The following is a 25800-nucleotide window of genomic DNA, read 5'->3' on the forward strand; positions in this document are numbered from 1 at the left end:
TATATGAATACATTCACCATTGACCACGATACTAAACAGATCACTGTAGAACAGACCGGCCAGCGCCACTTTAATGTTAAGTTGCCCGGAAGGACCATGGTACTGGTGCTAAAGCAGGATAATGAGGGCGCCAATCACTGGTTTGAAGACGGAAGCGATAATGAGACTGAAGAAACAAAAGAAATCGGATTGGCCATCGATAATTATCTGGCGAAAGATGATTCACTTTCTGATGACTGATCTATAATACTACAAACGCCCGCATAAAGCAGATAGCCTTATGCGGGTTGTTTATTTACTGGATCTCAGCAGTTTGCAACACTGCCCGGACAACTGCTCACAATTATTTAATATAAAAATTCCCCGAAGCCCTAGTACTTTTGAGCACCGTAAACAAATGCTGCTCTATGTCAGGCCAATTAAGTGAATGGGGGGAAATTGAATTGTTCCGGCAATTCCAGCAGGGCCATGCTGCAGCGTTTGAAGAAATCTACAGACGATTTTCTGCTGTTCTTTACCAGCACGCATTCAAAATGCTGGATAATGAAGCAGACGCACAGGATATCATACAGGATGTTTTTGCGAACCTGTGGACAAAAAGAGCGGAGCTTAACATCCCCGAGTCACCCGCCGCCTATCTTTATGTGAGCACGCGTAATAAAGTGCTGAATGTTATATCTGGTAAACGCTCCTACCAACACCACCTCGATCATTTAAAACAATTCATTTCCGATACCGACAGCAGCACCATCGAGCAGCTCAACGAAAGAGAATTGCTTCTCTGCATTGAAAAGGAAGTACAACAACTACCGGCCAAAATGCGGGAAGTGTTTGAACTAAGCCGCAAGGCCACCCTATCTCATAGGGAGATTGCACAACAGCTGGAACTATCCCCCGAAACTGTGAAAAAACAGGTCAGTAACGCCGTACGCATATTGAAGCATAAACTTGTACACTTCATTTTCTTCCTTTTCTAAGACTTTGTCTCTCCCCTTTTTCTCTTAACATTTAGATAATATAGCCATCTACTCCCACCGCTTTTTTCAACTGTCTTATATATGTACGCATGCGAAAGTGCGGCGCCTATATGGACAAACAGGAGATCAATAAACTACTGCAACGATACGTAACAGGTGAATGCACTGCTGATGAAAAGCGGCTCATCGAGGCATGGTATAAACTACGAAGTGAAAACAGTACTGCCGATATATCCGGTCTGGACATCGCTGCTGCGCAAGAACAGATCTGGGCGAATCTGCAACAGACGCCGGTACGGGAAATAAGCTACAAATGGCGGATAGCAGCCGCTATTATAATACTGATCTGTACAGGATACCTGTTATATGCATTGCTCAATGGTACCCGTACCTCCTGGAAAGAAGTATATGCCGGTCAGCATAAACCTTATCATCTCACCCTGCCTGATGGTTCAGATATCTGGCTAAATGCTGGTAGCCGTTTACGTTACCCCGCACAATTCAAAGACAATGAGCGGCGGATAATGTTACTGACAGGGGAAGCGCGTGTACACGCTGCAGAAGATCCGCAGCACCCTTTCATTATCATAGCAGGCGGCCTGCAGACACGTGTATTAGGGACGGTTTTTAATGTGCGTTCTTACAACGAACTACCATTTGTACAGGTAACTGTACAGGAAGGAAAAGTGGCAGTGTCACGGGATAATTATGAAGATAAAACCAATGTGCTGCTGCTTCCAAATGAAAGGGCAACGCTCTATACCGATAAGTTTAATATTGTTAAAGATACAGTGGACGCAGCTGCCATCAGCGGATGGACAACAGACCAGTTGCTCTTTAATAACGAACGGCTGGACATGATCGCTATTTTGCTGGCGCATAAGTATGACGTCAGGATCTCCTTTGCCGACAGTACGTTACCGTCCTACAAGGTAACGGCCGGATTTGCTGCAACAGACACGATAAAAGAAGTATTGGAGGCATTAAGCCTGGCGAATAATCTGACCTACAGGATACAGGGCAACAATATCATGTTCAATAAACAATAAATATAAAAACCGGTAACAGGTCGCTACCGGTCGGCCGGGAAACATCAATCAGTAACTGCAATCACATATTGATCTTCCCGGTTTGATTTCATCATGATTTAATCAAAATTAAAACCAGCGCAAAGGTATGAAAATTTGTACCAGTAGTGTCATGTCTGTTATTCAACGGCATGTAAAGGCAGGCTATTGCCTGATCATTCCTGTACTGCTGGCCGCACAGCTCACCGCTACCGGCCATCAGCAGACGTCGTCCGACCCTGTTTTAAAGGAGACGATCGACTGTTCCATCGACCGTAAAACGCTGAAGGAAGCTTTTACACTCGTTCAGAAAAAGAGCGGCTACATGTTCATTTACAATGAAAAGCTCCTCTCCCCTTACACCTCTGTAAGCATTGACGCACATCATCAGTCGGTGACCGATATCATTGCAGGTCTGCTGCGCAACCTGCCACTGACCTACCGTATCCAGAACGGAAAGGTGATCATCATGGAAAAAGCCGGGGCTAAACGTCCGCAGGCCATCAATGATGCTGCCGCAGCAAATGATGACAAGATCAAGGGAAAGGTGACCGACGAAAATGGCGCTCCGCTTCCGGGTGTGACTATCATGGTTAAAGGCCGTAATAAAGGCGCTATTTCTGATGGTGATGGTAACTTCATCCTGACTGCCGCCAATGATGAAACATTGCTCTTTTCTATATCCGGTTACAAGAACAAAGAAATGTCCGTACAGTCAAACATGCAGGTAACACTCGCTTCTGATATCCGCGGACTGAATGAGATGGTTGTAGTAGGCTATGGAGCTCAGAAAAAGAGGGATGTAACCGGTGCTGTATCATCTGTAAAGAGCAAGGATATTGCGGAGCAACCTGTATCCAATCCTATCGAAGCGTTAAAAGGAAAAGTGGCAGGCCTCGACATCGCCAACTCCGGTAATGAGCCTGGAGCAAGCGCGAATATCACGCTACGTGGCCAGCGTTCCATCACAGCCGGTAACACTCCGCTGATCGTACTGGATGGTATTCCGCTGGCGGCTACCGATGGAAAGACCCCTCCCAGCCTGAACGAGATCAACCCCAACGATATTCAAAGCATTGAGGTGCTGAAAGATGCCTCCTCTACTGCTATTTATGGCTCCAGGGCAGCCAATGGCGTTATCCTCATCACCACTAAGAAAGGCGCTGCCGGTCAAACGAACGTGTCTTACAGCGGTTATTATGGTACTACATCCATTACCCGTAAGCTCGACGTAATGGACGGCGCTCAGTTTGCCCAACTGAGAAGAGAGGCTGCCAGGACTAACAGTCCTGATAACCAGTATCCTCCCGATGCTGCCCTCTTTGATGATATTGCCCTGAAATCACTGGCTACAGGCCGTTCTACGGACTGGCAGGACCTGGTATACCATTCTGGCACTAAACAGAATCACCAGGTCTCTGTAACCGGTGGCAAGGAGCATACACAATTTGCAATTTCCTTCAATTACTATAAGGAAAAAGGTGTGGTAGATAAGTCTGACTTTACCCGTGGTTCTGTACGTATCAACGTAGACCACCAGGTGAACAGCCGTCTGCGTATGGGTGTTTATTCCTTCCTGACCCGTTCGGGAGAGAACCAGGTAAGCAATGATGTTTTTGACAACATGCTCCGCACCAGCCCACTGGGTATTCCGTACGATAGTCTGGGTAATCTTTTGTTCCGTCCTACCAACGATGAAGGCCAGCGTGTCAATCCACTGCTGGATATTAAGAACTATACCAACCAGACTTACAAGACCCGTATTTTCAGCAGTCTTTACGGAGAATGGGACATTGCCAAAGGACTCAGCTACCGCCTCAACGTAGGCCCGGAAATAGAAAACACCCGCAATGGCGCTTTCGCCGGCAGTCAGACCACTACCAACCAGGGTGGTACACCAGCAGCAAGCGTAGCTAACAAAGAACTGGTATCTATCACTATCGAGAACATCCTGAAGTATGACCGCAAGTTTGGAAAAGACCACCATCTGAATGTCACCTTCTTACAGAGTTCACAGCAGATGGAGATCAACACTTCAAGCACTACAGCGAATCAGCTGCCATATGAATCACAGAGCTATCACAATATAGGTACCGCAGGTCAGGTACTGAGCATTGTGAGCGATTACCAGAAAAGCCTGCTGCTGTCTTATATGGGCCGTATCAATTACGACTTTAAAGAACGTTACCTCCTCACACTGACTGCACGCCGCGATGGTTCTTCCGTATTTGCCCAGGGGCATAAATGGGAATCCTTCCCTTCTGCAGCGCTGGGATGGCGTATTGATGCAGAACCGTTCATGCAGGGTGTAACTAAACTTACTGCGCTGAAACTACGCGCCAGCTATGGTAAAACAGGTAACAACGGTATTCCTCCATACGGCACCTTCAGCATCCTGACCCCTAGTCCATATGCCTTCGGCAGTACCGGTTCCAGTGGTTTCATCCCGGCAACCATCTCCAACCCGAACCTGAAATGGGAAACTACAAAGGAATTTAACGTAGGTCTGGACTTCGGCCTCTTCAAAGACAGGATCAGCGGCGCTATTGAGCACTATATTTCCAATACCGACAACCTGTTGCTGACCCGTGGTATTCCCGGCAGCACCGGATATACCAAAGTGCTCCAGAACATAGGCGCTACACGTAACGTGGGTTGGGAAGTGACCCTCTCTACCGTGAACCTGCAAACGAAGAGCGGCTTCCAATGGAGAACAGACTTCAGTTTCTCTACTAACAGGAACAGGATCACCAAACTGTATGGAGACGGCAAAGACGATATCGGTAACAGCTGGTTCATTGGACAGCCGATAGGATCTATCTACAGCTACCGCAAAATCGGCATCTGGCAGACCAGCGAAGCCGCAGAAGCAGCTACCTATGGATATAAACCGGGGATGATCAAACTCCAGGACATCAACAACGATAAAAAGCTCAATGACCAGGACCGTGCTATATTGGGTAATACAACACCATCCTGGTTCGGAGGAATCACGAACCGTTTTTCTTACAAGGGACTTGAGCTTTCAACTGTTGTTAACGTCAGACAACATTACCTGATCACTTCCCAGTTCTATAACAACAATAACCGTCTGGCAGGCCGTTACAATAACCTGGATGTAAACTACTGGACACCGGAACATGCCACTAACGACAATCCTCGTCCGGACCAGAACCAGGAAAGTGTATTCATGGGTAATACCCTGTCTTATAAGGACGCCAGTTTTGTGCGTATCAAGAACCTGGCCCTTAGTTATTCCCTGCCGGCAAGCCTGCTGCGCCCTACAGGTATTAAAAGCCTGCGTGTGAACATCAGCGCGGAAAATCCATTCACATTCACTTCATATAAAGGACAGGACCCTGAGTTTGAATCCGACGGTACACGCGCAATGTACCCTATGGTGAAAATGTATGCGGTAGGACTGAATGCATCCTTTTAATCTTTAAAACACTCAGATCATGATCATAAGCAAAAAGTTGAACATATCGGCAGTGCTGCTACTGGGAGCGCTTGGCTTCAGCTCATGCAGCCTGGACGAAAAAGATCTATACAAACCTGTTCCGGAAGCCATCTTCAGTAATGCTACAGGTATTGGTAACGGCGTTAGCGGCGTATATAGTACCCTGCGCAGGTTGTATGGTTCAGAGCCAGGTTTTACCGTAACTGAAATGGGAACAGATATTTTCCAGCATGGCAAGGACGGCAGCTTCAAATTTATGGACGATTATTCGACCGCCTTCAATCCTCAAAACAGCTATCTCACGAGTATCTGGAACAACTGTTATATAGGCATAAATACAGCTAACACTGTTCTGGACAAGATAGACGCCGTGTCTATGGACCCGGCCCTGAAAACGCGCTATAAAGCCGAAGTACGCTTCCTGCGGGCCAATTACTATTACTGGCTGACCACACAATTCGGAGATGTGGTGTATACAGATCATGAAACCAAAGGCGTGGTAACAGACGCCCAAAGGGTATCTAAAGATACCATCTGGAGAAAGATGCAGGAGGACACAAAGTTCGCCGCAGATAACCTGGGCTGGACGACCAACGAGTATGGGCGTGTAACGAAAGGGGCAGCACTACATCAGCTGGCAAAGATCGCCTTGCTGATGAAAGACTATAAAGGCGCATCTGATGCTGCACTGGAGCTGATCAACAATGGGCCGTTCAAACTGCAATCTACTTACGCAGCAGTATTCGACTATTCTAACCAACAGAACAGTGAGATCGTTTTTGCTACGCAGTATCTCAACAACGCCTTGTACAACGGGCCAGGCAATAGCGGCCACGCGTTCTTTACGCCAGCCTATGACCAGTTCGGCCTGACCAGGGACCTTAACCAGGGAGGCAGACCATACACCCGTTTCCGCCCTACGGCTTTCTTCAGGAACCTGTTTGAGGCCAATGACAGCCGCTTTGACGTCACCTTCCGTTATACATGGTTCTATAACAATGCGGCCACCACACCGGCAGGTAAGAAAGTGGGAGATACCGTAGTATGGACGATCAGTCCGGGTGTTACTTCCAATGTCGCGCCTAACACTGATAACATGCACTGGGCTATCAAAAAGCATGACGATCCTACCCGTTCCAGTCCGCAGGACCTCTCCGGCTTCCGGGACTTCTTTGTGTACCGTCTCTCTGAAACCTATCTGATAGCAGCTGAAGCACTGATGATGCAACAGAAGAGCGATGAAGGTGTGATCTGGCTGAACAAAGTAAGAGACAGAGCAGCGAAACCAGGAACTACCCTTACACAGCTGACGGCCGCACAACTAACGGTAGACGCGATACTGGATGAACGTGCACGTGAACTCGGCGGCGAAGAAGACCGCTGGCAGGAACTGACACGTACCGGTAAACTGGTGGAAAGAGCGTCGAAGTACAATCCGAATGCGGCGAAGATCCAGGCACATCATGTCCTGCGGCCTATTCCACAGGAACAGATAGACCTTTCTACCAATAAGTTCCAACAGAATGACGGTTATTAATACAAAACATTAAAAGCAACAGAAACATATGAAACGTTACCTTTCTTTCATGTTAGTGGCAGGCGCATTGTCTGCACAGGCACAACAGGCACCCGTAAAATCCATCCTGGATGAGTTCTATTATCATCCTGAACATATCATGGTAGCAGCACACCGTGCAGCACATACTAAATATCCGGAGAATTCCCTTGCCGCGGTACGGGAAGCTATTGCACAAGGCATCGATGTTGCAGAAGTGGACGTGCGTGAAACAAAGGACAATATCCTGATCCTGATGCACGATAAAGACATTCAGCGTGTGACCGGTAAACCAGGTCTGGTAAGGGACTTTACCTACGAAGAGTTGCAGCAGTTCCCACTACTGTATAACGGACAGCCTTCCGCTGAGAAGATCCCGACTTTTGATGCATTGCTGAAACTGGCCAAAGACAAGATCATGATCGACGTGGACTTTAAGGAAGGCCGTAAAGAGCCTGCCCAACAAGCTATTGAGCTGATCGTAGCTAACGGAATGCAGGAGCAGGTACTTTTCTTTCTCTATGATCACCGCTATGCGCCGTTGCTGCATGAGTGGAACCCTGCTATTCCTATCATGCCAAGAGCACACAGTGCTGCTGAAATACAGGAGATCTGGCAGGTTGGAGAGAAACAGGGTAAATTCCCTGCCATTCATATAGATGATTCTTTCTATTCCGATACGTTAATGCAGAAGATCACGAGCAATGGTTCCAGGATCTGGACCAATGCCCTGGGTAAATATGATAACATGGAGAAAGCGGCAGCAAACACCGGCTTCGATCAACTGCGGAAGGACGCCAAATATGCTAACGCTATTCAGACAGATCATCCAGAGAAACTGCTTGCCTATCTGCGCAAGAAAGGGCTACATAAATAAACTATACTATTTTAAGTATCTATAGATTTTATCTATAGCCTATAGAAGACGATGTACTTTGTTTAGAAGTGCATCGTCTTCTTATTTATGGAAAGAAAAGGTTTCCAGCGCCTTCCATGGTCCATGTAAATAACGCCAGGTTTGTAGTCCTGTAACCTGAATATCGAACGGTGTAAAGTCCTGCAATAGCGACTGGTGGAGCTGTTCGGCCTTATAGGAGGTAACTTTATTTTGAACGGTAATGTGGGGACGTAACGGTTGTCTGTCTTGTTTTGTCAACCAGGGATCAAACATATGTTGTAGCTGTTGATGTAACTTTTGCAATTCATCAGATACCAATCGGTATGCTACACCTTTTCCAAAATTAACGATACCGGCTACATTTAATATGAGCGGCCCTCTTTCTGCAGCACTCCTCAAAGCTGCTATGATGGCCGATTCGCCAATAGGCAGGCGATGAAACAGGGTAATATGAGCATCCAGGTAATTGGCATGCGCCGGAAAATAAAGTTGGCGCAAAGTGTTAAAGTGTACCTGATACACTTCTTCAATTTGCAACGTAACGATCATGATATTGCTCATATTCTGTAAAAAAAATAATGCTCAATATTAATCTCTTTTCTGTAACAAAAAAACGCTGAAATCCGTTTCTGATAAGCATTACAACAAGTTAATGTTATAACATGGATAAAAAATTAACTTTATTTTTATAAAAAATGAATAAATCCTTACAATTTAATATTATTAAACGTGTAATTTTGATTCTCAACAAAATCAGCAGTGGAACAAACCTATCATGAGAAAAACTTACCTTTTATTGGTAACGATAGTCATGTTAACCCAAACCATTATAGCACAACAACAGACGCCTTATTTCAACACATTAAGGACTGAGAACGGGCTTTCCCACAACAAAGTCAACTGTATACTACAGGACAAACGGGGATTCATATGGTTTGGTACAGAGGATGGTTTAAATCGTTATGACGGTAAGTATTTTACCGTATTCAGAAGGACGCCTGGCGATACGACCAGCATATCCGGCAACATTGTCAGCGACCTACTGGAAGATGAAAATGGTATTATCTGGATTGCTACTGAAGACGGCGGCTTAAGCGCATACGATTACCGTCAGCCCCCGGCGAAGCAGTTCAGACAATACAGGTACAAGGCGGACAATGAAAATGGTATTCCCGAAAACCATATCAATGTCATAGTGGATGATCATAACGGCTATCTCTGGGTGGGAACAGGGAATTATCGCACCAGAAGATTTAACAAGAAGACGGGAGAATTTTCACATCCGGTAAAAACCGGCACAACCTCCATCCTGTCGCTAAGCGTAGATGCCTCCGATACGTTATGGGTAGGCAGGGCGGGCGGAGGCCTGTTAAAAGTTAATACCCGTACATTACAGTTCACCGGCGACAAAAGATACGATGACCTGTACGTCCGGCTTCCCCATGTATCCGTCACCGCCCTGTTCCTTGACCATAACAAGGACATGTGGTATGGCGCCTGGGACAAGGCTCTCTATCATTACGACCATCTGAAAAAAACAGAGGAAACATTCCGGTTTACACCCGGTAAGAACTCATTTCCGAATGATGAGATCAATGCTTTTGCGGAAGATAAGGACCACCGTCTCTGGATGGCCGCTAAAGACTCGGGACTGATCGTTTATGACCAGGACCAGCACCATTTCTCCCACTATAAGCACCATCCATTCGTAGACGGTTCGATCGTGAACGATCATGTGAATGACGTATACATTGACAGAACGGGTATTGTATGGGCAGCTACCAATAATGGTATCAGTTACTACAATCCGTTATACTACCCTTTTAAACAGACATTTTTACCGGAAACGGGCGGAGATATCAGCATCTTCGACTTCTATAAAGATCCGGCGGGCCGGTTATGGATAGGTACCAATAATGGTATTTTCATTAAACATCCTGGCAAACATGCTTTCGAGCACCGGAAACTAACCTATAAGGGACAGCAGCTGGCGGTCACCAAGTTCTTTGCAGACCAGGACGGTACGTTCTATATCGGTACCGACTACACCCTCTTTGCATATGACACCTTAAAAGGTACGCTGACCATGCTTCCAAATACGGAAAAAGACCCGGTCATGAAAAAGCTTATAGCTTCCAGGATCGTGTCTATTGTAAAGGATACCATGCGCGGTCATCCGGTACTCATCGTATCACCATATGGTCATTACCTCAGTTATTATGACTTCACAGATAAAGTATGGGTAACCCGTAGTGACTCCGTCAGGGCTATATTAAAACGGTATAACCTGAAGGATAACCTGGTGCGGAAAATGTCAAAGGCGACAAACGGTAACATCTGGCTGGCCACCGCCAGGCACGGACTGGGCGACTGGCCGCAGAAAGAAGGGCAACAGGTGAAATACCTGCATGACATCAACAATGAAGACGTATATGATATCCAGGAAGGACAAGAGGGACATATCTGGGTCAGCTCATATGGAGGTGGATTGAATTACCTGAACGTGCAAACGCAGAAAGTGCAGCACATCACGGAATCCAGCAATCTGACAGAAGGGCTGCAAACAGATGAGAAAGGCAATGTATGGATGGTATGCAACGGACATATACATAAGTACGATCCCGGCGTCAGGATCTACAGCTGTTATGACCTGCCTACCCTTCAGAAGAATGGTGGTGTGAGAGGTTATATGTACAAAGACAATGAAGGCAATATTTATGTGGGGGGCACAAATTATTACCTGACATTCAATCCTCGTGACATAGCCGGGATCAACACCGAACCGCCGGTATACCTGACGGACTTTAAGATCTTCAATGATTCGCACAGCGATCTGCTGCAAAAGCGGGCCGTTGAACTGGACTACACCAAGAACTATTTTTCGATTGAGTTTTCCGCACCGGAATTCAGCGGGGACAATATCCAGTACTCCTACATGCTCGCCGGGGTGGATAAGGCGTGGAACAATGTTGGCAAGCGTAACTTCGCCTACTATTCCAACCTGAAGGGCGGAGACTATACGTTCATGGTGAAGGCCAGTAACTGGAAGGGGGTATTCGGCGACAGGGTCACAGCCCTGCACATTACCATTATCCCTCCTTTCTGGACAAGGTGGTGGTTCTATCTGTTATGTACAGTACTGATCGCAGGTACTATTTATCTGATCTACCGTTACCGTATCAATGAGTTGCTGAAACGGCAGGAGATCAGGAATGGTATAGCACAGGACCTGCATGATAGTGTGGGATCTACACTGAGCGGCATCTCCGTTTACAGTGAAGTAGCCAGAATATACAACGAACAACACAAAAGTGAACAATTGAAAGAATTGTTAACCACCATTGGAACAACGGCCAACGAAATGATCTCCGAGATGTCTGACATTGTGTGGGCAATCAATCCGAAAAATGATCACGTCAGTAGTATTGTGAAGCGGATGGAGTCTTATGCGAAACCTCTGTGTACCGCTAAAAAGATCCATTTCATTTTCGACTGCGACCAGAAGATCGAGACACTGAACCTTGCCATGCATCAGCGAAAGAATTTCTATCTCATTTTCAAAGAAGCGGTGAACAATGCATTAAAACATGCAGCATGCAGTATTATCAAAGTGAACATCAGCTACCGTCGCAATGTACTGGAACTTAACATCCAGGACGATGGTATAGGATTTGATCATCAGGCAGTACAGGACCCTTCCGTCAGGAGCCTGTCTGGCAATGGACTCAACAACATCAGGCACCGCGCCAGTGAAATGAAGGCCGACCTGGGGATAGAAAGTGAACCATACAAAGGGACATATTTAAAACTAAGCTTTCCTGTTGCCTGACCAGGCGACAAAAAAACGACAAACCATGAGTATACGCGTTGCCATCTTTGACGACAACAAAAACATCCGTAACAGCATCACTTTATTGCTAAACACGGCCCCCTCAATTGAAGTAGTGGGCGTCTTCAGTGACGCTCGTAATTGTGTGAACGATGTACTTAACTGTAGCCCTGACATTGTACTAATGGATATTGAAATGCCGGAGATGAGTGGTATTGAAGCCATTAAAGTTCTCTGCAAAGAAGTTCCACATGTACAGATCCTCATTCAGACGGTGTTTGAGGATGATGACAGGGTTTTTGACTCAATCTGTGCCGGCGCATCCGGTTACATTTTGAAGAATCATCTGAACACGCGGTTACTTGACGCTATCCAGGAACTTCAGACTGGCGGCTCGCCAATGAGTCCGTCGATAGCGCGCAGAGTATTAAACCTGCTTCAGAAAAGCGTAGTACAGAAGCCGGAGCCGAATAATGACAGCTACAATCTGACAGCGAGAGAAAAAGAGGTATTGACATGTATCGTCAACGGACTGAGTTACAAAATGATTGCCAGTGAACTTAACATCAGCTACGAAACAGTGCGTAGTCATGTGAAAAAAATTTATGAAAAGCTGCACGTAGCTTCACTTACAGAAGCCGTTGCGCTTGCAATCAATCAACGCATTGTATGATACGGCCTTGCCAATTCTCCCCACTCTGAGTTACCGGTCTCCCCGATTTAGGTGATTTTCTGACATGTGAAGATGGTCTACATTTGCTATAGAAAAGGCGATGAGGCCTGTTCAGAGAAAAACGAAACTTAAAAAGGAAATTACATCCTGCTAGAGATAAACTAAATTCAAATGATCTGTTTACGTTAATTTATCTGGTGTAGCCCTGTTCTCAGGGCTCTTTTTTTTTCTGTAATTGTCGGAAAAATGTTAACTGAATACATAAGATCGAATATCTGAAATTGTCTGTTTCCAGCCTCATATTTACTGTCAGACTCCTGTATAAGGGTTTCCCTTCCCTTCTTCCAGATATTGCTTCAGACTGAGCAGGAACATCGCCCAGTGGTAATTGCAGCTGCGGTAATAGTCTGTTACCTCCTGCCAGTTATAATGTTTCAATAATAGCGTTGTAACACCTTCTTTTTCGGAAGAGATCTTAAAACAAATGAAGGTACCTACCCATTCCGGATCAGACTCCATACATTCCCACAATACCTTTTCACCGGCACGCAATTCCAGGACCTGCATTTGCGTGACATAATCCTCTCCCCAGTTAAATTCATTCACAAACCCGACTTCCGCCGCCACCTTCAGCTTTGTCGTCCATACAGCCGCCAGTCCTTCCGCTGTGGTAAGGGCTTCATATACTTTTGCCGGGCTGGCCTTTATCTGTTGCAGATGCTCGATCGCCACCATATGTTTCCGTTTTAACTTATATCAAAAGTAAGAATGTCGAAGTAGCTCCGGAATGGCTAAACGGGACATATCAGGGGATATATTGCCAGCTACGTTGTACTGGCTTTCTCGATATCCGCCGTCCGGTATAAATGTTCAGGGATCTGCGCCAGTGTGGATGAATGCAGCTTACTGCCCAATCCATAAAACTCCTGGAAACTCATGATTAACGGGCGCCACTTATCAGGGTCTACTTTATTTTTCTGTCCTTTCATTAATATCGATTCGTCCAGGTGTACACGGGTGATCCGCATTTCAAATGTAATGATCTTTCCCCGTTGTGCCGCATTATCTGTTGCAAGACCGTGTGATGCTTCCAATACCGCTTCCAGATGTACAGGACATTCCTGCACCCGGGGCGGCTCAACGGTTTCTGATGCCACAGGTGTTAAGCCGGCCAGGCCAAACTTATCTTCCTCATAGCGGTAGCCTTTCTGTTCTTTCCCGGCAGGCACCGGATCACTGCCTGTAGTCCTGGCAAGCAGGTTTACAGCTTCCACCTGTTGTACCGAAGGCAGGTTCAGGACGCATTGCCGGGTACGGAATATGTTTTCCGTTGTTTTGGAAAGTGCGGATAGGCCCAACATACACCGCCATCCCAGCCAGAAGACAGAAGACATAGGCGCAAGGTTATATGTGCCATTTTCATTAACAGTACTGATCAGTACCACGGGGGTGCCGAAATAAAGGATCGCGGGCTCACTGCGGAGATGCATAATAGTGTTATTTAGATGTCCCAAAGTTAGATGGGCCGCAGTGCCTTCTCAACCCGGTTCTTGCGGAAGTGCGCAAATGAAAAGGCGCCCCGTGATCAACCCGGGACGCCCTTTTGCCTATTGTACTTTACACTTCTTACTTATTTGATAACGGTTATCTGACCATTTACCACTATAACCGGCCCTCCTGCTTTTTGCTTGTAGCTTATTGACCAGATATAAGCGCCATTCTCAACCAGATTGTTCAGGTATCGTCCATCCCATCCTTTTCTTGCGTCTTTGCCAATGAACACCTGCTGGCCCCAACGGTTGAAGATGCGTAATTCATAATCATACATCGGACCATCTATCGTTGGCCTGAACACATCGTTCTTACCATCGCCATTAGGCGTGAACGCCGTCGGGAATCTCGGATTTGGCTCACATGGTTTATAGGTCACAGCGATGTTGTCAGTTACTGATCCGCATTCGTTGTATACAATTACAGAATAATAACCGGTACTGGTCACCTTATACGTACTGGTTGTAGCACCATCCTGCCAGCGTACGCTATTGCCTGCACCTGCATTCACATTCAATATCAGGGCATTTTCAAGACACAGCGTAGTATCGCGGCCCAGGTCGAAGTCCGGAATACCAGCTATGGTAACTTTTACGCTGTCCATCGTGATCTGGGAACAGAACCTGTCCATAACAGAGACAACATAATTACCCGCAACCGTTACTTCTTTCACAGGATTTGTATCACCATCATTCCACAGGTAAGACACAGCGTCGGCGTTAGTAGCATCCAGCACTACACGACCGCCTATACAGATATCCCTTTGCGGACCGAGGTCAAGGTCCAGATGTGATTTCAGACTTACAGATACAGTATCTTCCACAACACAACCATCGCGGGTTACGGTCACCCAATAATCGCCCGGTCTGGACACGACGATGGAATTACCTGTCTCTCCGTTGTTCCAAAGTATTTCACCGCCATCAGGATCTACCGTCAGCATAGCTGTTTCATCAGGGCAGATCTCTACATCTTCAGACAATACAACATTCGGAGCTCTACCCACTGTTACGGTTACGTCATCATGCGTGGTACAACCATTCACTGTTACATCCACACCATAAGTACCGGCCATATATACGTCGATCGAAGAGCTGGTTTCGCCGGTGCTCCAGATATAGGTAGCTCCGGGAGTGTATGCATTTAACGTTGTGCTTGATCCTTCACAAATAGAAACATCAGGTACGTCTACTACCGGCGGAGTATTGATCGTTACTTTCACTTCATCGCTGGTACCGCAAACACCATTGAACACCGTCACTTTGTAAGTACCGCTGGTAGTTACTGTAATGGTCTGTGTCGTTGCACCTGTTGACCAGTAGATGTTGTAAGCTGCGTTATTCATGCCGGCATCCAACGTTACTGTTTCTCCACTACAAACTGATACATCACTACCCAGTTCAACTACCGGCTTCTCAGTGTATTGCAGATCGTAAGTTACAGGATCTGATACACAACCCGTTGCACCGTCAGTCACCGTAAAGGTAGCCTGTGTAGCACCCTTCAGATCGAACACGTTGCTGCTTTGTGTTATCGGAGCATCAACGGTAGCTGGTACCACGCTCACAAGTGTGAACTTAGGTTTACTTACTTTATTCTTTAAGAGTACAGCGAATTTAGTGTTGTTAGAACAATTGGCAGCCATATTCGGATCCAGTTCCGGTTTCGGACAAGGATTGATGGTAATGGTCTGCACACGTTCTATAGCGGTGTTGCCGCATGCGTCGCTGATATTCCATCTTCTGATAATGGTATATCCTGCGCATTTATCCACTACAAACGGTTCCTGTACCATGGTCACTTTCCGTGGGAAGTTCACATCACAGTTATCTTTTGCGTACAGTGTAGCCGGAACAGGTATTGCATCACCACAATTCAGGGTCACGTCTGCCGGAGCAGGATCGATCACCGGTCTGGTGGTGTCTGTTACGTTAATTACCTGGCGGGCGATGCTGGTATTACTGCAAGCATCTTTCGCAGTCCATGTACGGATCAGGCGATAATTACCTGCGCATGCGCCACTGATATTCTCACGGGTCTGCAGGTAAGTAACCTTCACTGCGCTGCATCTGTCTGTTGCTGTCAGGTTAGCTGGCGGTTCAGGCACAGCACCACAATCTACAGTTGTATCAGCAGGCGGTAATGAAGTAAATACCGGTTTGGTTGTATCTACGACTGTGATCATCTGTTGCATGGTAGCGGTATTACCGCAATTATCAACAGCTGTCCAGGTACGTGTTAATCTATAATTATTCGGACAGGTAGTAGAAAGGAAGTCTTTACGTTGAGACACTTTCACTTTTAAGTTAGCCGTACAGTTGTCTGTGGCCGTTACGGCTGCTACATCCGGTACACTGTCACAATCTACAGTGATAGCCGGAGGTAAGATAATGGAGAACACCGGTTTGGTATTATCCTGAACGGTGATGGTCTGTGTCAGCACAGCCTTGTTACCGCAAAGGTCTGTCGCGGTCCATGTACGGATGATCTGGAAGTTACCGTCACACTTGCTACCTGGCAGGTTCTTACGAACGTCTACCGGATTGACAGTAATGGTACCAGGTGTACAATTATCTGTAGCTGTCAGCGGTTGTCCTGCAGGAAGCTGATCACAATTAACAGTGATATTGGCCGGAGCAGGATTATCAAACACTGGTGCTGTTATATCGCGAACAGTAATTACTTGTCTCAGGGTATCGCTGGCATTACCGCAGGCATCTACAGCCACCCATTTACGGATCAGCTGATAGTTGCTCGGACATGCGCCAGCCTGGCTCACTGTCACCTCTATAGGAGTAACAGTTATTGCACCGGAGCAGGCGTCTGTAGCGGTGAGATTCACTGCTGCGGGAATAGCGTCACAGTTTACGGTCACATTCGCCGGAGCCGTTACATTGAATACCGGTGCAGTTTTATCTGTTACCGTGATCACCTGTTGTGCCTGGGCAGTAAGACCACAACGGTCAGTCGCAGTCCAGGTACGTTCAATTCTGAACGTGCATGCATCTACGGTGGTCGTTACATCGTTGCTTGTTACCGTTACTGTTTCATTATTATAAGGAGCATGACTGAACACCGGCGTACCGAATTTGGTAGTATAGTCAGTACCCTGTACACAATCTACTGTGACCGGTGCAGGAACGGATACCACTACCGGCGGCAGGCTCATAAGTGTCAGCATGACTGCGTTACTGATGTTTCCTGTACAAGCGCCAGACATTACCACACGTCTGAACCAGGTACTTTGTGTAATGTTCGCAGGCGTATAGCTGTCGCTATTACCACCTGTACCGGTCGTTACGTTCACAAAACCTGTAATGGCATTGGTAGTGCTCATCTGCCACTGATAGGTAAATGTACCGGTACCGCCACTTACGACACCACCTGTCAGCATAGCTGGTGCATCGCTTGCACACAGTACCTGATCGGCAGTGATCGTATTGCCCTGAATAGCAGGCTGATTGGTCAATACAACGTCATCAGGCGTTGACGTACATGCGCCATTGGCGATAGTCCAGCGGAGCGTTGTTGTGGTGCCTGGCTGTACGGTCACTGATGCAGTTGCGCTATGGATGTCGGAGATGACAGCCGATGCGCCGCCTACAATAGTCCAGGTACCGACAGCGGAAGCAGGAGAAGCATTGTTCGCATTCATCACGAAATTCGGATCATCACAATGTACCAGATCTCCACCTGCAGTCGCATTGTTAGGCATTACGCTATTTGTAAGCGTGATGCTGTCAACCGAGTTACAGGTACTGTTTGACGTCACCCAGGCGATGGTAGCAGTTGTACCTGCAGGCACGGTCACTACAGCTGACGGATTACTCATATCACCGGCGCCGATGCTTGCGGTAGTACCCGCAGGCAGGCTCCAGGCGGCAGTACCTGTTACTGGTGAGTTGGCGGCCATGGTGAACTGAGCATTGTTACAATGCTGCTGGTCTACGCCGGCGTTGGCAGTTGTAGGTCTAGGTATACTTGTAAGTATTACATCTTCTGAATTGGTGCAGTTACCATTGGTCATGGTCCAGCGTAAGGTTGCTGCACCTCCCGCTGGCAGACTAATATGAGCCGTGTCCATATTGGCCTGACCGGCCGCAATGATAGCAGTGCCGCTTACTACAGACCAGGTACCAATAGCACCTGTCAGAGTAGGTTTGTTACCCGCCATTTTAAAGTCAAGGCCGGCACATAGTGACTGATCAGGACCTGCATTTGCCAGATCAGGCAATGCATAGTTAGTCAGTATCACAGTATCGCTGGTGGTACAACCACCGTTTGCGATCGTCCATTCTAATTTCAGTTCAGTACCGGCAGGCACTGTTAAATTAGCTATCTGATTATGTATATCTGCAGGAGGGAAAATAAAGGTAGCCGGGGATATTACTCTCCAGGTACCGGTACCGCCTAAAGCGGAATTAGCTGAAAGTGTGAACGCAGCCACGTTACAATGTGCTTCATTAGGACCGGCAGCAGCAGGATTTGGCGCCAGGCTGTTACTCAGCGTCACATCATCTGCAGAAGAGCAACCACCGTTGGCGATGGTCCAGCGTAATACTACAACCGTACCTGTCGGGATACTCAGTACTGCATTCGGGCTGTGAATAGCACCAGCAGGGAAGGTAAATCCGGCAGGGGTAGAGGATACTACGCTCCATGTACCGATACCACCACCAACTCCGGGAGCGTTAGCAGCAAGGGTGAACACACTATTATTACATTGTGATACGTCCTGTCCTGCCTGCGCAGTTACAGGCATTACTGAATTGGTCAGCACAACAACATCTGTACTTGTACAGGTACCGTTGGTCGTTTGCCAGGTCAGGCTTACGCTTGTGCCTACCGGTACAGTAACCACTGCATTCGGATTGTTGATCTGAGCAGCAGGGATAGTAGCAGTTGTTCCTGCAGGCAGTACCCATTTGCCTGTACCTGCAGTTACCGGAGTAGCTGCCATTGCAAAGTTAGCTATACCACACTGCGATTGATCGGGACCAGCATAGGCTGCAGTCGGCGGCGTTGCATTAGTTAATACGACATTGTCGGTAGAGATACAGGTTCCGTTTCTTACCGTCCAAGTAGCTGTCACCGACGCTCCTACCGGTACACTGATTATCGCAGCCGGATTGTTTTCCTGGCCGGCGGCGATGTTTGCAGTAGAACCAGCAGGTAACGTCCACGTACCAACACCGATTGCAGGCGATGTCGCTTTCATGGTGAACTGTGTGTTACCGCATTGTGTAGTATCATTTCCCGCTTTAGCAGTAGAAGGAGGTGCAAAGTTCGTCAGCACGGCGGTATCTGAAGCAATACAGGTACCGTTTGTTACAACCCATGCAGCCTTGACACTTGTACCCAGTGGTACAGTGATCACTGCTGTGCGGCTATTGATCTGACCTGCCGGAATTGTAGCGGTAGTTCCTGTAGGCAGCACCCATTTACCTACTCCAGGAGCAGGATCGCTGGCCCCCATATTAAAGGTGATGCTGTTACAGTTTGAGAGATCAGCCCCTGCGTATACAGTAGCCGGCATTGCTGTGAAAGTTACTGTCGTACTTACGCACGCAGTAGTATCACAAGCGCCCAGGCTCTCGGCACGCACATAATAAGTGGTGGTAGCTGTTACCGGTAAAGTAACAGATGCACCTGTAGCCAGGCGCGTGCCTGTACCGCAACCATTTCCATACCATGCCCATACTGCATTTGGTGTAACACCGTCAGCCTTCACACCGAGGCTTCCGCCATTTACGGTCAGCATAACCGAGTTACCGGCACCGCAGATAGTAGTTTTATCTGCCGTGATACTTGTAGGAGCTGTTGGTCCGGATTCCACATTCACTGTGAAAGGAATGGTAGAATCACAACCAGCTTTTGCTGTCCTGTAACTCAGGTTAAATGTATATATACCCGGAGGCGTTGCAGCAGGATAAGAAATTTTCAGCGGCCAAACCAATGGCTGGTCGGTGATATTTACAAAGCCAGGCATCGGTGCCGTACCAGGTGTAATTGAATATAAGGTAGGTGTTCCTTTTGTTGATGCTGTATCCAGGACAAAGAATCCTTTGCTGTTACAGGACACAACCGGGTTCACCAGATTGATAACAGGCTTACCTATTTTATGAAGCACCACTTCATCAACATTGGCCACACATCCTCCAGCGTTGGTAATAGTCCATCTGAGCACGATATCTCCCTCATTATCAAGCGCGGTCACTGTTGTATTGTAAGCAGTGTCATAAGCGATAGTTGCGTTACCGGATACCAGTGTCCACTTACCTCTTTCTCTCGCCGGACCAAAAGTCACGGAATCTCCAAGCGGCTGACTGGCATTCATGGTAAATATATTATCAGTGCCACACTGTGTCGTATCCCTGCCCGCATCACTGTAGGTAGGATCTAACAGGAGATTGAGCGTATCAATTACCGTTGTAAAACAGGCCGGATTGTTCGGGCTCTTTATAGTCCATGACAATACAACTGAAGTTCCTGGTTTCTTAACCGTAACCCTCGTACGCTCAGCCGTCGGTATCAGGATTTTAACGTAGTTGTCAATCACGTCATCAATAACAGCCGGACCGAAAAGCGATTCCACCCTCCAGGTACCAGTAGCTCCCGGTATTTTATCCACCTCAACATTGAAGTTACCGGTAGGGTTAGCTGATGCACAATATGTGTTCTGATTAGGTTTCAGCTGTGTTACCGGCGTAGCACTAGCCTTTACAATAACAGGATTCGACGTAGCCGTGCAGGTATTCGCAGCGTTAGTTACTTCTACTGAAAATATAGTATCAGCAATACTGTTGATCTGCACCTGGCCAGCCAATACCTTATTAGCATATTGCGGCATCGCCGTACGTACACCGGTAATTGGGTCCGGACCTCTGTACCAGGTAATCTGATAACCATTCAGTACATCATTGATCTTCAGATCTACGGATTCGCCGACACATACATTGGTGCTGGAAACCGCCACATCTACTCTCGGATTACGTACCAGTTTGATCTCTGTGCTGTTTTCGTCCATACAGGTATGTCCGTCAGCATAGGTCATAAACCCGTACACAGTAATAGTAGTATCGCTTATAACCTGAATTGTACGTTTTGTATCTGTATAACCAGGAATGTCTTTCCATTCATAGTAATCAAATCCACCGGATGCTTCCAATTCCACAATCGTACCCGCGCACACTTCACTTTGCGTCAGATTGAGGATCGGCATCGGCAATATCGTGAGCCTGATAGATGATGAAGGTGATGCACAGGTCGTTAAGTCACTTCCTCTTTCATAGATCAGTACCTGGAAAAGGTAATCAGCTGCTATTTTACGGGTACCTTTCAGTTCGCCTTCGGCGATCACCAGTTGTGGTGATGTGGTACCGGTACCAAAAGGTACGTTGATCCATGTTCTGCCTTCGTCATCACTCATCTGCCACTGGTACACAGGATCTACGAAGTAACCTGCCGGCTGATAGGAAGCTGATAAAGTGATCGGCGCTCCTTCACACAATACTTCTTTAAGATCCACATCTCCATCAATTTTCGCAACGATGCTGGGGCTACAATAAGAAAATTCGATATCGTCTATAGCGATATCGTTACCACAACCTCCCGGTTTATCATTTACAATAAATACTGTTACTGAATTTACATCTGAAGGAACAATAAATGTTCCGCCATAACGCTGCCAGGTTGGTCCTCTTGAACCCAGCATCATTGATACTGAATTGGTTTTGAATTCATTCAGGACCCTGGCCGGGTTTGCAGCATCGACTACTCTGAAGGTAACGCCAGCATATTGATAACCATTCCGGCAATCTTTTGTAAAGACATCATTGGTATTAACGTTCATCAGCCATGCGCTGAAATTATATACAGAACCAGGACAAAGGCCTGTTACTGTTTTCTGATAGAACTGGCTGGGCGCTACAGATGGATTAACCAGCAGCATCGCACCACGATAACCACCGGTATGATCGATGGTATTAGCCCAGGTACTATTACCTACAGATGGATTATTAGTAATAATATAGCTTTCAAGGCCAAGTGCACCTGAAGGCTGATAGTTATATTGTACTACACCATCTACAGGATAATTTCTACGGTCTACGCCATCCAGCATAGTACCGAAGTTCTCTGCGAATCCCGCCATTGTTGCTCCACCATCACCACAAGTGTTGATAGTACAATCCTCTGCACGCAGTGTCTGCGTACGTGTCACTGTTCTCAGTACATTATCCGCACCTCTATAATAAAGCGTAATATTAAATGTATAATTACCAGGTACCAGGAACTGCAGTGTCAGAGCTGTTGTATTTTTCAGCTTATCTGCTTTGGTTACCCCCGCACTCTCTGTATAGAGCACTTCAAAGTCGGCGTCGGTGTTATTAGGCGTTGTGATGCTCCAGTCGGCCTTCTGGGGAATAGTAAGACCGGTGCCTTCCACCATGGCGTTCACACTTGTGAACTTGATCTGATTGGCAGTAGCGTTGGTTCTGGACATACATACCACATCTGGTATATTAACGTACACTGTCTGTGCCTGCACCATCTCAAAAGCGCAACACAATAACAGGCATAAGAGTATTAGAAGCTTTTTCATCAATAGGGATTTCGTGAATGCTCAGGAACAGTTAAAACCAATGAGTGGGATTACCTGTGTTGCTGATATACAATGTTTTTGTGTTTGAAAAAGCCCGGTTCACCTCTCCCTCGACAATAGAATAGGAAGTATAAAAAGTTTCCATAGGCATCAGTGGTATAGCGAAAAAATATTACTATTTTAAGATTAAAAGTATAAATAATATGAAAATATTAAAAATACGTACCTATATGTAGGATGATCATTAGGGGTACTAACGTGGCGGGCTCTGGTAATGGAATTTGATAGTCAGCCTCTTATTCGCTAAAGGATTGTTAAAAAAATTTAGCAAAAGTTATCCACAATGTAAGTTATCCACAACGGTGAGAAGCGGCTTGTTAAAGTGTGTTTGTAGCAGTATTTGAGTCAACTCCTTTATAATCAATATCCCTGCTCGAAAGCTCCTGCTTTTTGATTTATTATAGCCACCGGTGAACCAGTTAGATGAGATTTGTGTTTTTTTCATAGCTCCGGAATGATGCTGACATAGGGTTGTCACCCGGCATGTTTTCCTTTGTACTGTAATTCACAATACTCATCCTTTAAACCAATTAGACATGACACAGGAACTGATCGCTTCGAAAACAGTAATTACCCCCGAAGAAATGCTTGAACACTGGCAAGGACACCGCAGGGTGACACGCAAACTAATTGAAGCTTTCCCCGAAACCGAACTTTTCACCTTCTCTGTAGGCGGCATGCGGCCGTTCGCTGACCTGGCCATGGAAATGATCAGTATGGGAATGCCTGGTATTGATGGCATCGTTACCGGAAAATGGGCGAAATATGAAGAAGGTAATAATCGGCCGCAAACTAAAGAAGCATTGTTGTATCTCTGGGATGAGCTAACGGAAAAGCTTAACCGTTCGTGGCCGCAGATCAGACCAGAGAGATTCCAGGAAATAGATCTTGCATTCGGACAATGGGAAGGCCCTATTCATTTTACGCTGTTTTACTTCATTGACAATGAGATCCATCACCGTGGACAAGGATATGTCTACCTCCGTGCGCTGGGTATTGAACCGCCTGCCTTCTGGGACAGAGGCTGATCCTTGCTGAGGTAGTAATCTCACCGCTATATGTCTGATATGCCCTGCGTCGCAGACATATTATCCGGTTAAATTTGAATAACACGCTAATCGAAGTATTCTTTAACACTCAAAAAAAACTGACATGGCTGCAATTGATCCTTATTTGATCTTTGACGGTAACTGTGAGGAAGCATTTAATTTTTATAAGTCTGTGCTTGGCGGAGAATTCGAAATGATTTCAAAATTCAAAGACATGCCAGGGGAACAATGTCCTGCAGGCGACGAGAACAAGATCATGCACGTATCCATTCCTATTGGCAATGGCAACAGGCTGATGGGCAGTGATACCGGTTCAGGAATGGGAGGTGTTACCTTTGGTAATAATTTCTCTATCTCTCTTAGTGCCACTTCTGAAGACGAAACAAAGAAATTATTTAATGGTCTTTCAGCAGGTGGTAAAGTTACTATGCCGCTGGAACCAACTTTCTGGGCTCCGCTTTTCGGTATGCTGACAGACAAATTTGGCGTTAACTGGATGGTGGGTTACAACAAAGAATCCTGATCCAGGTCTACAAACAAAAAAGTAAAGCGTTTAAATCCTTCGCAGGACTTAAACGCTTCTTTTTACATGGGTATTTCATAGATAGTAGGTCTTATTGTTTCAGCACACCCGCAGGGATATGCCCGTCTGCTGTGTTAAATGGCAGCCCCAGTAGTTTTGCGATAATGGGTGCTACATCCGTCAGGTCCATTTCCTTCACTGTATTTCCTTTGGCAATGCCAGGCCCATATGCCACAAAACCAGTCTGGATCTCACGGAAGTCCGGATAAAACCCATGCGTCCCGCCCTTCGCCGTTTTAACAACAGCGCCTTTTAGACCACCTCCGATAGTGATACCCGGTGTTGCTGCGAGAGCCAATACTGCATTAGGATCAGCGCCAATGGCATCCAGCTGTTTACGGTCTATCACTTTGAAAAGCTTCTGCTGATCTGCTGGTAAATGAGAGAGGATCTCTTTCACTTTTTCCAGCGACTGCTTATCGTTTTTATCCTTCAGATGCAGGAATGCAGAGCCGCCGGCGGTATGGAACCTGGCCTTCCAGTTGCCACTGTCAATATTTGTGATCAATCCTGCCTGTGCCAATAATACATTCGGAGCGAATGACTGCTTAATATCTACAAAACCATGATCACCTGTTACAATGACCGTGGTACTGTCCTGGATCCCAGCCCTGATCAGGGCTTCCAGGATCGTGCCGATAGCCCTGTCGGCGCCTGCTACGGCCTTTCTTACCAATAGTCCGTCCCTACCTTGCATATGTTCGTAGTGATCGGTGCAAGCCAGGTGTAAGGTTGTAAAGGCAGGTTTATATTTCGTAATAATATAAGCGCTCATTCTTGCAACATTCTCATCCATCACCAATTCCTCCCTTTCCATAGAGAAATCATCCCGTCCCAGCTTACCGGTTGCATTTTTCTCTATTTCCTCCCACAGACCAGGCGTTGCCGCCTGCGCAGTGGCCTCCCTTCTGTCCTTGTCCTTACCTACCGGCCATACATCAGGAATATTATAGTCCACGGGCGCGCCTACAGTTACCGGCCAGATCACGTTAGCATTTGTCTTTCCTGCTTTATGTACAGCGTCATACAGTGTAGGTACTTTGATGGCATTGTAATAGAAATACCAGTTACCGCTTGCCTTCCCTTCTTCGAAAGGAGCATTGTAGTAAATACCATGTTTAGCAGGTTTTACACCGGTAATAATAGTTGTATGATCAGGATAGGTTACACTGGGGAATACACAATTCACTCCATCGGCAGATACACCGTTTTCCTTCATCATCCTGAGATTGTTCATGCCCCAGGAAGCCTCCTGGTAGAAATCGGGACGAAATCCGTCAATAGTGATCAGTACAACGTGGCTCGCCTGTTGAGCTGCTGCTGACAATGTTAACAACATAGCTCCTGCCATTGCATGGATACGCTTCATGTTTACGCTCTTGTTTATTACAAGAACTGCAGTATGAATCGCTTACCGTCAGGCAGCCAGGTTAAGAAATTGTTAACCGCTGGGAATGTATTAAATATGCTTATCGTATATTTGCGCCCGATATTAA

The 25800-nt window shown here is 46.6% G+C and carries 15 protein-coding genes; 10 read left to right on the forward strand and 5 right to left on the reverse strand.

Features of this window, described 5'->3' with window-relative positions:
• Positions 1–3: 3 nt before the first annotated feature.
• The 6 genes from C7475_RS03045 (at position 4) to C7475_RS03070 (ending at position 7936) form a co-directional block, all read left to right on the forward strand.
• Positions 4–240, forward strand: coding sequence for a hypothetical protein (locus C7475_RS03045; protein ID WP_146217450.1), 237 nt, complete (start codon positions 4–6; stop codon positions 238–240).
• Positions 241–407: 167 nt separating this feature from the next.
• Positions 408–977: an RNA polymerase sigma factor gene (locus C7475_RS03050; protein ID WP_110050911.1), complete on the forward strand. Its 570-nt coding sequence runs from the start codon at positions 408–410 to the stop codon at positions 975–977.
• A gap of 89 nt (positions 978–1066) precedes the next feature.
• Positions 1067–2026: a FecR family protein gene (locus C7475_RS03055; protein ID WP_110050913.1), complete on the forward strand. Its 960-nt coding sequence runs from the start codon at positions 1067–1069 to the stop codon at positions 2024–2026.
• A 127-nt stretch (positions 2027–2153) separates the two neighbouring features.
• Complete coding sequence (locus C7475_RS03060; protein WP_110050915.1) at positions 2154–5483, forward strand: TonB-dependent receptor; 3330 nt, start codon at positions 2154–2156, stop codon at positions 5481–5483.
• Positions 5484–5502: 19 nt separating this feature from the next.
• Positions 5503–7041: a RagB/SusD family nutrient uptake outer membrane protein gene (locus C7475_RS03065; protein ID WP_110050917.1), complete on the forward strand. Its 1539-nt coding sequence runs from the start codon at positions 5503–5505 to the stop codon at positions 7039–7041.
• A gap of 28 nt (positions 7042–7069) precedes the next feature.
• Positions 7070–7936, forward strand: a complete 867-nt coding sequence (locus tag C7475_RS03070; protein ID WP_110050919.1) for a glycerophosphodiester phosphodiesterase family protein — start codon at positions 7070–7072, stop codon at positions 7934–7936.
• An 81-nt stretch (positions 7937–8017) separates the two neighbouring features.
• Here the strand turns inward: C7475_RS03070 and C7475_RS03075 are convergent, their stop codons facing one another.
• Positions 8018–8518, reverse strand: a complete 501-nt coding sequence (locus C7475_RS03075; protein ID WP_110050921.1) for a 2'-5' RNA ligase family protein — start codon at positions 8516–8518, stop codon at positions 8018–8020.
• Positions 8519–8732: 214 nt separating this feature from the next.
• On the opposite strand from C7475_RS03075, the gene C7475_RS03080 reads away from it, so the two are divergent.
• Both C7475_RS03080 and C7475_RS03085 read left to right on the forward strand, forming a co-directional pair.
• The gene (locus C7475_RS03080) at positions 8733–11786 is read left to right on the forward strand and encodes a two-component regulator propeller domain-containing protein (RefSeq protein ID WP_110050923.1); all 3054 of its coding nucleotides are present in this window, start codon (positions 8733–8735) and stop codon (positions 11784–11786) included.
• Positions 11787–11811: 25 nt separating this feature from the next.
• Positions 11812–12459 carry a response regulator transcription factor gene (locus C7475_RS03085; RefSeq protein ID WP_110050925.1) on the forward strand — a complete coding sequence of 216 codons (648 nt, stop codon included), beginning with the start codon at positions 11812–11814 and terminating at the stop codon, positions 12457–12459.
• Between the two features lie 309 nt (positions 12460–12768).
• On the opposite strand, the gene C7475_RS03090 is transcribed toward C7475_RS03085, so the two are convergent.
• The 3 genes from C7475_RS03090 to C7475_RS03100 form a co-directional block, all read right to left on the reverse strand.
• Positions 12769–13194 carry an SRPBCC domain-containing protein gene (locus C7475_RS03090; protein WP_110050927.1) on the reverse strand — a complete coding sequence of 142 codons (426 nt, stop codon included), beginning with the start codon at positions 13192–13194 and terminating at the stop codon, positions 12769–12771.
• 89 nt (positions 13195–13283) lie between these two features.
• The gene (locus tag C7475_RS03095) at positions 13284–13949 is read right to left on the reverse strand and encodes a flavin reductase family protein (RefSeq protein ID WP_110050929.1); all 666 of its coding nucleotides are present in this window, start codon (positions 13947–13949) and stop codon (positions 13284–13286) included.
• A gap of 140 nt (positions 13950–14089) precedes the next feature.
• The gene (locus C7475_RS03100) at positions 14090–22612 is read right to left on the reverse strand and encodes a gliding motility-associated C-terminal domain-containing protein (RefSeq protein WP_146217451.1); all 8523 of its coding nucleotides are present in this window, start codon (positions 22610–22612) and stop codon (positions 14090–14092) included.
• Positions 22613–23208: 596 nt separating this feature from the next.
• Here C7475_RS03100 and C7475_RS03105 point away from each other — a divergent pair.
• The gene (locus C7475_RS03105; RefSeq protein ID WP_110050933.1) at positions 23209–23700 is read left to right on the forward strand and encodes a DinB family protein; all 492 of its coding nucleotides are present in this window, start codon (positions 23209–23211) and stop codon (positions 23698–23700) included.
• Between the two features lie 124 nt (positions 23701–23824).
• Positions 23825–24244, forward strand: a complete 420-nt coding sequence (locus C7475_RS03110) for a VOC family protein (protein ID WP_110050935.1) — start codon at positions 23825–23827, stop codon at positions 24242–24244.
• A gap of 91 nt (positions 24245–24335) precedes the next feature.
• On the opposite strand, the gene C7475_RS03115 is transcribed toward C7475_RS03110, so the two are convergent.
• Complete coding sequence (locus tag C7475_RS03115; RefSeq protein WP_110050937.1) at positions 24336–25673, reverse strand: alkaline phosphatase family protein; 1338 nt, start codon at positions 25671–25673, stop codon at positions 24336–24338.
• Positions 25674–25800: the final 127 nt, after the last annotated feature.

It is taken from the genome of Chitinophaga sp. S165, from assembly GCF_003182155.1.
In the GTDB taxonomy this organism is placed as follows: domain Bacteria; phylum Bacteroidota; class Bacteroidia; order Chitinophagales; family Chitinophagaceae; genus Chitinophaga.

Bases quoted from the DNA above. Each gene is read 5' to 3' on its own strand.
- C7475_RS03100 (WP_146217451.1), bottom strand. From the start codon at position 22,612: ATGAAAAAGCTTCTAATACTCTTATGCCTGTTATTGTGTTGCGCTTTT.
- C7475_RS03115 (WP_110050937.1), bottom strand. From the start codon at position 25,673: ATGAAGCGTATCCATGCAATGGCAGGAGCTATGTTGTTAACATTGTCA.
- C7475_RS03065 (WP_110050917.1), top strand. From the start codon at position 5,503: ATGATCATAAGCAAAAAGTTGAACATATCGGCAGTGCTGCTACTGGGA.
- C7475_RS03055 (WP_110050913.1), top strand. From the start codon at position 1,067: ATGCGAAAGTGCGGCGCCTATATGGACAAACAGGAGATCAATAAACTA.
- C7475_RS03050 (WP_110050911.1), top strand. From the start codon at position 408: ATGTCAGGCCAATTAAGTGAATGGGGGGAAATTGAATTGTTCCGGCAA.
- C7475_RS03095 (WP_110050929.1), bottom strand. From the start codon at position 13,949: ATGCATCTCCGCAGTGAGCCCGCGATCCTTTATTTCGGCACCCCCGTG.
- C7475_RS03105 (WP_110050933.1), top strand. From the start codon at position 23,209: ATGACACAGGAACTGATCGCTTCGAAAACAGTAATTACCCCCGAAGAA.
- C7475_RS03075 (WP_110050921.1), bottom strand. From the start codon at position 8,518: ATGAGCAATATCATGATCGTTACGTTGCAAATTGAAGAAGTGTATCAG.
- C7475_RS03070 (WP_110050919.1), top strand. From the start codon at position 7,070: ATGAAACGTTACCTTTCTTTCATGTTAGTGGCAGGCGCATTGTCTGCA.
- C7475_RS03060 (WP_110050915.1), top strand. From the start codon at position 2,154: ATGAAAATTTGTACCAGTAGTGTCATGTCTGTTATTCAACGGCATGTA.
- C7475_RS03110 (WP_110050935.1), top strand. From the start codon at position 23,825: ATGGCTGCAATTGATCCTTATTTGATCTTTGACGGTAACTGTGAGGAA.
- C7475_RS03090 (WP_110050927.1), bottom strand. From the start codon at position 13,194: ATGGTGGCGATCGAGCATCTGCAACAGATAAAGGCCAGCCCGGCAAAA.
- C7475_RS03080 (WP_110050923.1), top strand. From the start codon at position 8,733: ATGAGAAAAACTTACCTTTTATTGGTAACGATAGTCATGTTAACCCAA.
- C7475_RS03045 (WP_146217450.1), top strand. From the start codon at position 4: ATGAATACATTCACCATTGACCACGATACTAAACAGATCACTGTAGAA.
- C7475_RS03085 (WP_110050925.1), top strand. From the start codon at position 11,812: ATGAGTATACGCGTTGCCATCTTTGACGACAACAAAAACATCCGTAAC.